Genomic DNA, 12,625 nt, shown 5'->3' with positions numbered 1-12,625 from the left:
GTCGGCTCTTCCGCCGCGCGAAAAGCGGCGAAGGAGCGCCCGTCGCCGACGTTGCCTCGCTTCCTAAAAAAACAACGTTCTGCCGCCGTCGACGCCCAATGAAAACACGCGGCCGCTGGGGTGACAACCTTGAATACGCCCCCGCCCCGTTCTCATTCCAGGCCTTTCATCGGGGTTTGCGCTTAACAGCCGTTGTTAAGCGCATCGCCCATCGCGTTCGCTGGCAAGGTGGAGGAGAACATCAGAAGGGCAAACAGGAACAGGAGCAGTCCCGAAGCCGACAGCAGCCAAGGACGCAGCGTGCCGAACACAGGGTGGCGCGTACGCTGCAACACAGACGATGCCCGGTCGCGCGAATGGATTACCCACGTTGCCAGCGCGCAGATCGCCAACGCCGTTCCCAGCGCCATCGCCATGACGGCGGCAATGCCCCAGTTGAAGCAGCCGACCGCGTTGGCGAACGCCAGGATCATTATCGCGCCGGTGCATGGCCGAATGCCGATAGCGGCAATCATCGCCAACGCGGACGACAGATCGCGTGGCACGGCCGCCGGGTTGAGGGCGTGATGTCCGCAGCAGGCCGCCGGCGCAATAGCCGTTTTCGCAAGAGATCGAGCCAATACCGCCGACGCACCGGCGACCACCGGCGTACAACGGCGGATGGCCGGACGGGTTTGCCCCGCGCGTGCGGCTCTGACAATCAACACGACGGCGAACGCCCCGATGTAGAGCGCGCTGATTTTTTCCATATACCAGCGACTTAGGCTCAAATCGCCTATTGAGACGTTCAGGAACACCACCAGCAGAGAGACGAACAGAATTGCCGCAAGACCCTGCGTCATCGCGCCCAGAAAGGCGAGGATTCTGGCGGAAGAGGCCGTCTCATGGGAGACGCTGAGGTAGGTCGTGATGATGAATTTGCCGTGTCCGGGGCCGATGGCGTGCAATACGCCGTAGATGAAGCTGGCGGCCAGCAGCCATGCCCCATAGCCCAGATGCGTGTGTCCAAGTTGAAGTTGGAGCAGGTATCCCACCAGATAGCGGTGGAGATCGATCTGTATTGCCAACATCACGGAGAGGAAATCGGGCCAATAGCGTACGACAGCCCCGATCAAAGCGATAAAAAGAAGTGCGGCAATACCGCATATAACCCGTTGTTTTCCTGACATCCTTATCAGCCTTCGCGTACATGTGTTCAGACTGGATGATAGGCCGATCGCCGCGAGAAATCACGCCGCAGACAGCCAAACGGCCGACGAGCAAGTCGGCGGACGGGCGATCTACGGCCGTTGCCCCGTCAGATCAGTGCGCATCGACGTGATTGCCGGGAATGTTGAGGTGGGAAACGTCAAAGCATGACGAGATAGCGCCCCCGACGAGGATAGCGCTTTATCGCCGAGGATAATTTTACTTATGGCACTCAATAGTTTTATCTTCAATGNCCTGTTTCAACGTACCGTCGTCGCCCTTGGTCCACCATTCGAAGACGTTGCCGACATAGCGGGAACCGCTGGCCGCAGGCACGTTAACCATCAACATTTTTCCTTTATCCGGAATGTTGACCAGCGCGGCATAGTTTGGCTCATTGTTGTAGTACATCACCCCCAGCTTTGAGCCATCATCACAGACATACATTTGCTTCGACACTTCCATCTTTTCATTGCCGGGCACCATAAACTCAGCGGGATCGTTAGAATGACAGGCAGTTAACGCCATACCGACGACCAGTGCGAAAATCAGTGATTTTTTCATCGTAAATTCCTTAGGAAGCCTGCAAAAAATATAGCCACTCCCAGGAAACATGCACAAAAAAGGCCGGATGACGAGAGANCCTGACGGACATTCGTCATCCGACCGGAGCTACCGCACACCAACGTGCGCGGCGAAGGCATTAGAAGCTGAAGATGGACGCGCCCTGTTCGGCGCTGGATACCATCTGGCGGAACACTGAGAACAGCTCACGGCCGGACCCCAGGTGCTCAGGCGCCAGTTCCGGATGCATTTCCGGGCGCGCGGACAGATCGGTCTGAACGTCGATACGACCGGCCTGCGCATCCACNCGAATGACGTCGCCGTCGTGGATCCGACACAGCGGACCTCCGCGTTGCGCTTCCGGCGAAAGGTGGATCACCGCAGGCACTTTGCCGGATGCGCCGGACAGACGTCCGTCCGTCACCAGCGCGACCCGCAGTCCGGATTTCATTAAGTTGCCCATTATCGGCATCAACTTATGCAGCTCCGGCATGCCGTTGGCGGCAGGGCCGTTATGGCGCACGACAATCACCACGTCTCGCGTAAACTCGCCGGCATGGTAAGCCGTCTCCACGTCGTGCTGAGATTCAAAGACGCGAGCCGGAGCTTCGATGAAGCGGTATTCCGGCGCGACGGCGCTGACTTTGATGACGCCGCGTCCCAGATTGCCGTCCAGCACTTTCAAGCCGCCCTGTTCACTGAACTGAGTGCCGGGCAAAGCGATGACGTTCGGGTTGGAGGAGTCGGCCGCAGGCTCGAAAACCAATACGCCATTTTGCAGTCGCGGCGTGAGGAGATAGTCTTCCATGCCGCCGTAAACCGGCGTGGCGTTCATATTCAGCAGACCGCGCTCCGCCAGCGCCTTCATCAGCGTCGGCACACCGCCCGCCCGCTGGAATTCATTGATGTCGGCTGGACCGTTCGGGTACATTTTCGCCAACAACGGCACCACCTGAGATAGCTCTTCGATGTCGTCCCAAGTCAGGACGTATCCCGCCGCCGCCGCGACCGCCACCAGATGGATAGAGTGATTGGTACTCCCGCCGGAGGCCAGCAGAGCGACCAGACCGTTAACAATGGATTTTTCATCCACCACGCGCGACAGCGGTCGGTATTGGGTACCGTTGTCGGCCAGAGTGGCGATATGCGCAGTAATTTTTTCGGTCAGAGCCGACCGCAGCGGATCGTTCGGTGCGACGAAAGAAGAACCGGGCAGCATCAGCCCCATCGCTTCAAAGACCAGCTGATTGGTGTTGGCCGTGCCGTAGAAGGTGCAGGTGCCCGGTGAGTGATACGCTTCGCACTCCATGTCCTGCAACGCCGCCTTGCCCACCTCACCCGCCGCATACTGCTGGCGCACTCTTACTTTCTCATCGTTGCTGATGCCGGCCGACATCGGGCCGGACGGCACGAAAGCGGAAGGCAGGTGGCCGAACGACAGCGCGCCGATCAGCTGTCCGGGCGCGATTTTGTCGCATATGCCCAGCAGCAGTGTCGCATCAAAGGTGTTGTGGCTCAGCGACACCGCCGTCGCCTGAGCGATCAGATCGCGCGAGAACAGGGACAGATCCATCCCATCTTGACCCTGGGTCACGCCATCGCACATCGCCGGAACACCGCCGGCAATCTGCGCGCTATGGCCCGATTCGGCCAGCGTTTTTTTAATCGTGTCGGGATAGGTGCCGTAAGGCTGATGGGCGCTCAACATGTCGTTGTAGGCGGTGATAATACCGACATTCACACGGGTAAAATCCAGAATCGTGCCTTTCTGACTGGATGAACAGGCGGCTACCGTATGCGCCAGATTGCCGCAGGACAGGTGACTGCGTGTTTTGCCTTGCGCCGCCTGGGCTTCCGTTTTAGCCAGATAGCGGCTACGAGAGGCTTGACTACGCTCCCGTATACGACGTGTGACTTGCTCAATGACTTTGTTGTTATTCATTCACTTCTCCGTTTAAGCACGGCACGCTCTCCCACGTACCGCCATGACGCAGCGTTTCACCACGTCATCAAAACTGCCATCAATACTGACCGTGACGACATCGGGTTCGTCGTTTGCCGGTACTTCTAATGTGTCGAACTGACTCTTTAGGAGTGCCGCAGGCATAAAGTGGCCTGCGCGCGCCATCATGCGAGCCAGAACCAATTCGAAAGAGCCGGAAAGATGGATAAAGGTGACATGCTCGTTGCCCGAGCGAATTTGATCACGATATTGCTTTTTCAGGGCTGAACAGACGATAACGCCGGTCTCATTCTTTCGTTCAAGGCTGAATGCCGCATCGCGGATGCGCTCCAGCCACGGTGCCCGGTCATCATCATTTAGCGGGTCCCCCCCCGCCATTTTCAGGATATTGTTGCGCGGGTGCAAATCGTCACCGTCGATAAACTTGGCGCCGATAGCCCTCGCCAACGCCTCGCCGACTGATGATTTACCCGTGCTGGACACGCCCATCAGAATAAAGCTTTGACCCGCCATACTTCTCTCTCCACCCATGGAATAAAAACGGTCATGTCAATAATCGTAGCACCGTTACCGGTAACATGTTACCGGTAACAATATAGAGTTGTGACAAAACACTCAAAATGATTTGGAGAGGAGCCGCGCGCCACAGAGGCGGTTCGCCGTAGCCAACGCGCTTGATTCTGTGGGTAATCGCTAGCATGACGGGCAACGCATAGCGCCGGGTGTTAGTGGTCTTTGTCCCGACGCGACAGTCGGTCCAAATACCCCATCACGAATGCGGACAACACAAAAGTCAGATGGATAATCACGTACCACATCAACTTGTTATCGGCGACATTGCGGGCATCCATAAATATGCGCAGTAAATGGATGGAGGAGATGGCGACGATAGAAGCCGCCACTTTGTTTTTCAACGAACCGGAGTCCATCTTGCCCAGCCAGCTCAGTTTCTCTTTGCCCTCGTCAATATCGAGAGCCGAGACGAAGTTTTCGTAGCCTGAAAACATCACCATGACCAGCAAGCCTCCCACCAAGGTCATATCCACGAGCGACAGCAGCGTCAGGACCAGTTCAGATTCCGCCACGGAAAAAATGTTGGGCAGAACATGCCAGATCTCCTGAAAAAACTTAATGGTCAGCGCGAGCATCCCCAGCGATAAACCAAGATAAACCGGAGCTAACAGCCACCGGGCGGCATACATCGTATTCTCAAGAAAACGTTCCATAGTACTCATCTGTCGCAGGTAGAAAGAAAGCATAATAGCGAAAATTCGCGTTTCGGTGTGACTTCCTTGTGAACGAATTGGCGCTGACAAGGCGCCTCATGAATCATTCTAGAGCGCGGTGCCGCCGGTATCCACTTCGGACATAAGCCGAACCAAGGATGACGGGGAAAGGTTGATATAAGGCGAGAATAGCAATGAGAGCCAAGCCATTATATTACCGCGCTGCCTGCTTCAAGACTGCGCGCCATATAATTTGCATTGCTAATAATTTCCGCCCAATAGATTTCGAATGAAATTTTCTTCATTTATTCTCACCTAAGTTCCCTGGTGTTGGAATTAGTATGACTCTGGTTCTAATCAAAAAATCACGGTAATAACTTTCTAATCAATCATTACCGTCAAAAGAGGCAACAACAGCATGCACCGTGTATATCCATCAGCGCTTTTCAGAACAGTAACGCAGCCAAAATCGTTTAGTCAACAGATAAGTTGACGCAAATAAAACTATAGTGTTCACTTATCGATAGGAGAATAATAATGACAAAGATAGTGAATGGGTGATGATTTTCGCAGGATGGTTTAACCGCCGAATTCGACAAGAAATTACGCCCCTCTGGATGCGGACAAACGTTGTTTTAGCGTAAGATAAACGGGTAAGAGGCGTTATTGCGTAAAGGATGTCTATGAAAACAACGAATGCTCAACGTAAAACAAACATCATCAAGAATATTGAATATTTGATGCGAACGCGCGGGGAAACGAAAGCGTCATTTTCAAACCGCACCGGTGTGACCCGCACGACTATCTACAAAATTCTTGATGGCCGCGTGAATAACGTACAGCAATCAACCGTGAATCGTATTTCCGATTTTTTCGGCCTGTCGTGTGAGGAAATAGAAGATTACGATCTGGAAAAGATCGAGCAGATTAATAATACCCTTTCCTATGAAGGTAATAAAAATCCGGCCGCGATCCCCATTATTCCTCAATCTGATTTATTAGCATCACAAGATAAGAAAATAGGTCAACTAGTCATTCAATATCCGCTCACCTATTTTTTCGGCGAAGAATCGAATATTTTAGCGATGAGAGTTGAATCGACTATTAGTGACCAATTTTCACCGAACGATGTCATTATTATTAAACGTCCGCCAGCCCTGGTAGTTGATACCCCTTTACTATGCTATTCGCAGGCTGAAGGTTTTATTATTCAGCCATCAGAAGGCAGCATCTCATTTGAAAGGAAAAGATCCAGCAATGTAGTACTGCTGGGCTATATCATAGAGGAAAGACTGTAAATGGAATCCAACAGAAAGTTCAAACTACTGGGCTTTAATCATAGCGGCGAATTATCAGCCAATATTATGGTACTGGCCACAGGAAAAACCATCAGTATGGATTTGAAAGAGCTAGTGGATAACGAAATCTCCGATGATTTCAGCCGCCATGAGCTCAATGCCTTATATAAAAAGCTCTACAACAGCAAAGACATCACTACCGTCTACGATATCAGCGACCGCAACGATCGTTCCTGGCACGCCTATCTTCTCATCAGCATTGCGCTGAGCGTTATTTACATTTTTTCGACCATTGCCGGGGTGAAGCCGGTATTCGTGCCCGCGCTGAACATGGTGGTGCCGCCCGCTGTTTTCGTCTACCCCATTACGTTTATTCTGGTGGATATCCTCAACGAATTTTATGGACTGAAGTTGGCGAGGCGAACGATCTTCATCACCTTTTTTGCCAATCTCGCCTTCGTCCTTGGCCTCTGGGTCACAAGCCTGATCCCAGGGCTGCCACAGTGGGAGTATGACCGTACCTATAACGGTATCGTGCACAGCATCATGGCGGTGCTGGTGGCGTCTTCGCTTGCCTATCTGGTTTCTGAAAACGTCAACGCTTATGTTCTATATAAAATTAAAATCATGACAAAGTCGCGTTATCTGTTCATTCGCGTCATCACCAGCACGATCACCGCATCAGCGGTAGACAGCGTTATTTTCTGTACCGTAGCGTTCTATAATGTGCTGAGTTTTGACGTCATTAAAACCATGATTCTGTCTCAATTCATGATCAAAGTCGTTTATGCTGTGCTGGGCGTCGGCCCGATTTACGGCACGCGAAAACTGTTCAGAAGATATATCAACGCCGCTCCGGCAAGGAAATGATCTTATGCATATCACGGAAAACGATAAAATCACACATCTTGGCGTTCGCTCCAACTATCCCGATCAATACGATCCGGAACTGCTGGAAGCGCTGCCTCGCGCCAATGGGCGCGAGCTGGTCGGCCTGACTGACGCCGATCTGCCTTTCACGGGCTATGACCTGTGGACGGCTTTTGAGTTGTCCTGGCTCAACAAGAAAGGCAAGCCAATGGTGGGGATTGCCGAATTTCAGGTTCCAGCCTCTTCAGTCAACCTGATCGAATCCAAGTCATTCAAGCTTTACCTCAACAGCTTTAACCAAACACGCATGCGCGATATTGAAACCCTGCTGTCCACGCTGGTCACCGACCTCTCGGCCGCCGCGCAAGGCCAGGTTAAAGTCAATATTTATCCCGGTCTGAGCGGCTATCCAGCGCAGATTGACGGCCTGCCAGGCACCGTTATCGATGACCTGGATATCGAAGTGAACGACTACTCGTTTAACCCGGAATATCTGAAATACGCCGTTTCCGAAAATGCACCGATAATTAGCGAGACGCTCAGCTCCAACCTGCTGAAATCCAACTGTCTGGTGACCTACCAACCAGACTGGGGCAGCGTGGTGATTAACTATGAAGGCAAAAAAATAGACCCGGAATGCCTGCTGCGCTATTTGATTTCGTTTCGCCAGCACAATGAGTTCCATGAGCAATGCGTCGAGCGCATCTTCAACGACATTCAACGCTACTGCCAGCCGCAGAAGCTGACGGNTTTCGCGCGTTATACGCGGCGTGGCGGTTTGGATATCAACCCATTCCGCAGTAACTTTGAAGACAGTCACGCAGTCGGCCGACTGGTTCGTCAGTAAGGCTTCACGCCGCCTGTTCTGACTGAAATGGCGGCGTAATCTTCCCCCTTCGTCTCTCCTCGGTTGCGCTTTTTTTTGCCTATTGGTTATCCTTTGATATACAAAAACCATTTCACGATGCGGGTAAAACGGCCATACTGATTATTCCCAGTCTAAGCCACTTCATGTCCTGACCTTATGGAAAAATGGAAACTTAACCTCTTCTCCGCTTGGGTAGGGTGCTTTTTTACCGGCATGGCCATGAGCCAGATCCTGCCTTTCTTGCCGCTGTATATCGAGCAACTCGGCGTTCGCGATCACGCGTCTCTCAACCTATGGTCCGGGCTGATTTTCAGTTCTTCGTTCATGATTTCAGCCATCGTCGCGCCTCTTTGGGGCAGCCTGGCCGACCGTAAAGGGCGCAGGCTGATGCTGCTGCGCGCCGCGCTTGGGATGTCGATCGTCATGGGGTTACAAGGAATGGCGACCAGCGTCTGGCATCTTTTCCTACTTCGCGCCTTGATGGGACTGACTTCCGGCTATATTCCCAACGCCATGGCGTTGATCGCCTCTCAGGTACCCCGCGCCCGTAGCGGTTGGGCATTGGGCACACTTTCCACCGGTCAAGTCTCCGGCGTGCTGATAGGCCCGATGCTGGGGGGGTTCATGGCGGACCACCTGGGTCTGCGAACGGTCTTTTTCGTGACGTCCGGCCTGCTGTTTATCTCCTTCCTGATTACGCTATTCGCGATTAAAGAGAATTTCGTTAAAGTCAGCAAAGCCGACCGGCTGTCCGGTAAGGCCGTCTTCGCGTCCCTGCCTTATCCGATGCTGATCGTCAGCCTCTGCATCACCACCATGATGATACAGATGGCCAACGGGTCCATTGGCCCGATACTGACACTGTTCATCCGCGAGCTTTCCCCCGACATCGAGAATATCGCTTTCATCAGCGGGGTCATTGCCGCGGTTCCCGGCGTGTCGGCGCTAATGTCCGCCCCCCGACTGGGCAAACTCGGCGACCGTATTGGCTCACAACGCATTCTCATCGTCGCGCTACTGTTCAGCGCACTGCTGTTTTTCCTGATGTCGACCATTCAAAGTGCGACCCAATTGGGGATACTGCGCTTTATCCTGGGTTTTGCCGACGGCGCATTATTGCCCGCCGTGCAGGCGCTTTTGGTGAAATACAGCAGTCAGCAGGTGACCGGACGCATCTTCGGGTATAACCAGTCCTGCATGTATCTGGGGAATGTCGTCGGTCCCCTGCTCGGCTCCGGTATTTCTGCCACGTTGGGGTACCGCTGGGTCTTTTTGGTGACATCGCTGCTCATCATCATCAACGCGGTTCAATTGATCTGCAGCTTTAAGCGCCTGCCCAAAAACGCGACGTCTTAACGGCCGACAGAATGAACGCACACCTGTGCGTTCATTCTGTTTTTTAACGCGATCCGTCACAAGCCTTCTGATCTATAGAGTCATTAGCTATAACCATGCCAATCATATGGTTTATTGTATTACTGAGCAGTAGGATCGTTCGCGTTGTAGGTCGTCAAAGCGATGGAGGCAAAAAATGTACACAGCGTATGATCGATATAGAAACCCGCTCAGCATCGGTTGTCGAGTCATGCAGGATGGCTCCCGCGCCGTAGGTACCGTCGCCGCTATCCATGTGGAAAACCTCAAACGTGAAGAGGTACGTAAGGCTAAATGCGTTGAACTGAAAGGCCTGAACGGCTTCTTTGCACCGGAAGAACTCATGCGCCTGGGGCAAGCCTAATCTCTCCGCATCGGGTGCATCCGACGCCCGATGCTTGTACCCGCTGACCCGCGCCATGCGCTCTCCCATGCTTTAGCGAACCTTGCGAAACGTCATGTTGAACCGATATTCCCCCGGCATGCCGCTGGGTAAAGGTCCCGATTTCAGCGGCTGAATACCGTGGTAAAACAACCGAGATTCCCCACCCCAAACGACCACATCGCCATGAGAAAGCAGTACACGCTGACACGGATCGCTACGTTCCCTTCCCCCAAAGAGAAAAATGGCATTCAAACCCAGAGAAAACGAAACGATAGGCTGCTCAAGATCGCGTTCATCCTTATCCTGATGAAGTGACAGACGCGCTCCCTGTGAATAGCGATTGATCAGGCAAGCATCGGGCTGAAATCTCGGAAATCCGGCCTCTTCAGCCGCAGCCGTCGCCAACTGATGGAAGAGAGGCGGCATCTCGGGCCAAGGGCGGCCGGAAAGCGGATCGCACGCGTCGTAACGATAGCCTCGCTCATCACTCACCCATCCTAATGGCCCACAGTTGCTCATGGCCACGGACATGCCATATCCGCCCGGTGTTGTCAGGTGCCGAAAAGGCGCTGAATCACTCACCCGCTTGATATCGTTTAATAACGTGTCAGCCTCGTCCCAGACATAGCCACGCATCACCACGGCTCCCGGCGCGAGAATCTCCGTACGGCGCTCGGGTTGCTCATCGGCAAACAGATCGAAGTTCATAGGTATTCCTCTCTGAGTGAAGGGGCGTTGCTCTGCCCGATCTTCCGAATGCAAACAGAGACATGTTTGAAATCAAGCCTAGACGCTGACGCAGAAGGCACATTTTCAAAACCGGGATCGAACTATTATGCGGATTTTATGGAATAAAATAGAGGGACATTTGTGGAAGAGTAATAATGAAAATGCATAACTCGCTTGCGCATTGATATTTTTTTGACGCGCGTTATCGCCCCTTATTTATATAAATTATATAAATTAATTAACTTAAATATTATTTAATGACGCGCATTAGACTGAATTCTCACCGAATGAAACAACCCTATCGTTATTTTCCATGAAAACATGACGGAGATTAATAATAATGTGCCTCTCATACGTAGCACTCGTGGAAATAAAACCATAACATTGTAGCGTCTATTATTTTTGTCGCAGCACGAAACGCACCGTTCTAATGATTAAGACTGCGCAAACACGCCGCCAGGGCGATAAAACTGAACGAATTCATAAACTATACGGCCTTAAGTGAGAAACCAATGTCGAATAAAACTTTTCATTACCAAGAGCCATTTCCCCTCGGTAAAGATAAAACCCAGTATCGCTTACTCTCCAGTGACTATGTTTCAGTAACCCAGTTCGACGGTCAGGACATGTTGAAAATCGCGCCGGAAGGACTGACGCTGCTCGCTCAGCAAGCCTTCCACGATGCGTCTTTCATGTTGCGTCCCGACCACCAGCAGCAGGTCGCCGACATTCTGAGCGATCCGGAAGCAAGTGAAAACGACAAATATGTCGCGCTACAATTCCTCCGCAACTCAGAGATCGCCGCCAAGGGCATTTTGCCGACCTGTCAGGATACCGGAACCGCCATTATCGTCGGCAAGAAAGGCCAGAACGTCTGGACCGGCGTTAACGATGCGGAAGCGCTGTCGCACGGCGTCTATAACACCTTCATCGAAGACAACCTGCGCTACTCGCAGAACGCACCGTTGGATATGTATAAAGAGGTCAACACTGGCACTAACCTGCCCGCTCAGATTGATCTCTACAGCACGGAAGGCGAAGAGTACAAATTCCTGTTCGTCACCAAGGGGGGCGGTTCTGCCAATAAAACCTATCTGTATCAAGAAACCAAAGCGCTGCTGACCCCGGGAAAACTGAAAAACTTCCTGGTGGAAAAAATGCGCACGCTGGGCACCGCAGCTTGCCCGCCGTACCACATTGCTTTCGTCGTCGGCGGCACCTCGGCGGAAACCACCCTGAAAACCGTCAAGTTGGCCTCAACGCATTATTACGATGAGCTGCCGACCGAAGGTAACGAACACGGTCAGGCTTTCCGTGACACCGCGCTGGAGCAGGAACTGTTGGAAGAAGCCCGTAATCTGGGCCTGGGCGCACAATTCGGCGGTAAATATTTCGCGCACGACATTCGTGTCATCCGCCTGCCGCGCCACGGCGCATCATGCCCGGTCGGTATGGGTGTATCGTGCTCCGCCGACCGTAACATCAAAGGCAAAATCAACCGTGACGGTATTTGGTTGGAACAGCTGGAGCAGAATCCCGGCAAATACATTCCGGAACATCTGCGTCAGGCTGGCGAAGGCGAGGCGGTCCGCATCGACCTCAACCGTCCGATGGATGATATCCTCACCGAGCTGTCTCAGTATCCGGTCTCTACTCGTCTGTCCCTGAGCGGCACCATCATCGTGGGACGCGACATAGCCCATGCGAAGCTGAAAGAACGTATCGACAATGGCGAAGGCCTGCCTCAGTACGTCAAAGATCATCCGATTTACTACGCAGGCCCGGCCAAAACGCCGACGGGGTTCGCCTCCGGCTCTCTGGGTCCGACTACTGCGGGTCGTATGGACTCCTACGTAGACCTGCTCCAGTCCCACGGCGGCAGCAAGATCATGCTGGCAAAAGGCAACCGCAGCCAGCAGGTGACCGACGCCTGTAAAAAACACGGTGGTTTCTACCTCGGCAGTATCGGCGGTCCTGCCGCGATCCTCGCGCAGAACAGCATTAAGAGTCTGACCTGCGTCGAATATCCGGAGCTGGGTATGGAAGCGATCTGGAAAATCGAGGTTGAAGACTTCCCGGCATTCATCCTGGTGGATGACAAGGGCAATGATTTCTTCCAGCAGATTCAGGCCAAGGCCTGCAACCGCTGCGGCTGATAGC

General features: G+C 53.0%; 12 protein-coding genes. 6 read left to right on the top strand and 6 right to left on the bottom strand.

Translation table 11 applies throughout. From position 1 onward, the window contains the following. Nucleotides 1-182: 182 nt before the first annotated feature. The 5 genes from RZ35_RS04430 to RZ35_RS04410 all read right to left on the bottom strand — a co-directional run bounded on the left by RZ35_RS04430 (nt 183) and on the right by RZ35_RS04410 (nt 4,941). A complete protein-coding gene (locus RZ35_RS04430) occupies nt 183-1,169 on the bottom strand; it encodes a nickel/cobalt transporter (RefSeq protein WP_026742217.1) in 987 nt (328 codons plus the stop codon). 238 nt (nt 1,170-1,407) lie between these two features. Continuing rightward, on the bottom strand, nt 1,408-1,635 hold the full coding sequence (locus RZ35_RS04425; RefSeq protein ID WP_455709693.1) for an MliC family protein: 228 nt from the start codon (nt 1,633-1,635) through the stop codon (nt 1,408-1,410). Nucleotides 1,636-1,891: 256 nt separating this feature from the next. Continuing rightward, entirely contained in the window at nt 1,892-3,694 is a 1,803-nt protein-coding gene (gene edd / locus RZ35_RS04420; protein WP_026742216.1) for a phosphogluconate dehydratase, read from the bottom strand. 12 nt (nt 3,695-3,706) lie between these two features. Then, nucleotides 3,707-4,228, bottom strand: coding sequence for a gluconokinase (locus tag RZ35_RS04415; RefSeq protein WP_026742215.1), 522 nt, complete (start codon nt 4,226-4,228; stop codon nt 3,707-3,709). Nucleotides 4,229-4,440: 212 nt separating this feature from the next. Beyond that, a complete protein-coding gene (locus RZ35_RS04410; protein ID WP_026742214.1) occupies nt 4,441-4,941 on the bottom strand; it encodes a TIGR00645 family protein in 501 nt (166 codons plus the stop codon). A gap of 683 nt (nt 4,942-5,624) precedes the next feature. Between RZ35_RS04410 and RZ35_RS04405 the strand changes: the two genes are divergently transcribed. From RZ35_RS04405 to ydfZ, 5 genes are all read left to right on the top strand, one after another. Next, nucleotides 5,625-6,239 carry a helix-turn-helix domain-containing protein gene (locus tag RZ35_RS04405; RefSeq protein ID WP_026742213.1) on the top strand — a complete coding sequence of 205 codons (615 nt, stop codon included), beginning with the start codon at nt 5,625-5,627 and terminating at the stop codon, nt 6,237-6,239. After that, nucleotides 6,240-7,109 carry a queuosine precursor transporter gene (locus RZ35_RS04400; RefSeq protein WP_026742212.1) on the top strand — a complete coding sequence of 290 codons (870 nt, stop codon included), beginning with the start codon at nt 6,240-6,242 and terminating at the stop codon, nt 7,107-7,109. It begins immediately after the preceding gene. Between the two features lie 4 nt (nt 7,110-7,113). Beyond that, the gene (gene queF / locus RZ35_RS04395; RefSeq protein ID WP_026742211.1) at nt 7,114-7,956 is read left to right on the top strand and encodes an NADPH-dependent 7-cyano-7-deazaguanine reductase QueF; all 843 of its coding nucleotides are present in this window, start codon (nt 7,114-7,116) and stop codon (nt 7,954-7,956) included. A 177-nt stretch (nt 7,957-8,133) separates the two neighbouring features. Further along, a complete protein-coding gene (locus tag RZ35_RS04390) occupies nt 8,134-9,333 on the top strand; it encodes a multidrug efflux MFS transporter (protein WP_026742210.1) in 1,200 nt (399 codons plus the stop codon). Between the two features lie 175 nt (nt 9,334-9,508). Continuing rightward, nucleotides 9,509-9,715 (top strand): putative selenium delivery protein YdfZ, encoded by a 207-nt coding sequence (ydfZ, locus tag RZ35_RS04385; protein ID WP_026742209.1) that lies wholly within the window; start codon nt 9,509-9,511, stop codon nt 9,713-9,715. 72 nt (nt 9,716-9,787) lie between these two features. Here the strand turns inward: ydfZ and alkB are convergent, their stop codons facing one another. Then, nucleotides 9,788-10,444, bottom strand: a complete 657-nt coding sequence (gene alkB, locus RZ35_RS04380) for a DNA oxidative demethylase AlkB (RefSeq protein ID WP_026742208.1) — start codon at nt 10,442-10,444, stop codon at nt 9,788-9,790. Nucleotides 10,445-10,977: 533 nt separating this feature from the next. Between alkB and fumA the strand changes: the two genes are divergently transcribed. Then, the gene (gene fumA / locus RZ35_RS04375) at nt 10,978-12,621 is read left to right on the top strand and encodes a class I fumarate hydratase FumA (protein ID WP_026742207.1); all 1,644 of its coding nucleotides are present in this window, start codon (nt 10,978-10,980) and stop codon (nt 12,619-12,621) included. Nucleotides 12,622-12,625: the final 4 nt, after the last annotated feature.

Origin of the sequence: Lonsdalea quercina subsp. quercina (assembly GCF_000688655.1) — a bacterium.
GTDB lineage: Bacteria > Pseudomonadota > Gammaproteobacteria > Enterobacterales > Enterobacteriaceae > Lonsdalea > Lonsdalea quercina.
This window is presented reverse-complemented; position numbering and strand designations above follow the sequence as displayed.

Coding starts and splice junctions, on each gene's coding strand:
- ydfZ (WP_026742209.1), top strand. CDS start 9,509: ATGTACACAGCGTATGATCGATATAGAAACCCGCTCAGCATCGGTTGT.
- fumA (WP_026742207.1), top strand. CDS start 10,978: ATGTCGAATAAAACTTTTCATTACCAAGAGCCATTTCCCCTCGGTAAA.
- RZ35_RS04415 (WP_026742215.1), bottom strand. CDS start 4,228: ATGGCGGGTCAAAGCTTTATTCTGATGGGCGTGTCCAGCACGGGTAAA.
- RZ35_RS04400 (WP_026742212.1), top strand. CDS start 6,240: ATGGAATCCAACAGAAAGTTCAAACTACTGGGCTTTAATCATAGCGGC.
- RZ35_RS04390 (WP_026742210.1), top strand. CDS start 8,134: ATGGAAAAATGGAAACTTAACCTCTTCTCCGCTTGGGTAGGGTGCTTT.
- alkB (WP_026742208.1), bottom strand. CDS start 10,444: ATGAACTTCGATCTGTTTGCCGATGAGCAACCCGAGCGCCGTACGGAG.
- RZ35_RS04410 (WP_026742214.1), bottom strand. CDS start 4,941: ATGGAACGTTTTCTTGAGAATACGATGTATGCCGCCCGGTGGCTGTTA.
- RZ35_RS04405 (WP_026742213.1), top strand. CDS start 5,625: ATGAAAACAACGAATGCTCAACGTAAAACAAACATCATCAAGAATATT.
- RZ35_RS04430 (WP_026742217.1), bottom strand. CDS start 1,169: ATGTCAGGAAAACAACGGGTTATATGCGGTATTGCCGCACTTCTTTTT.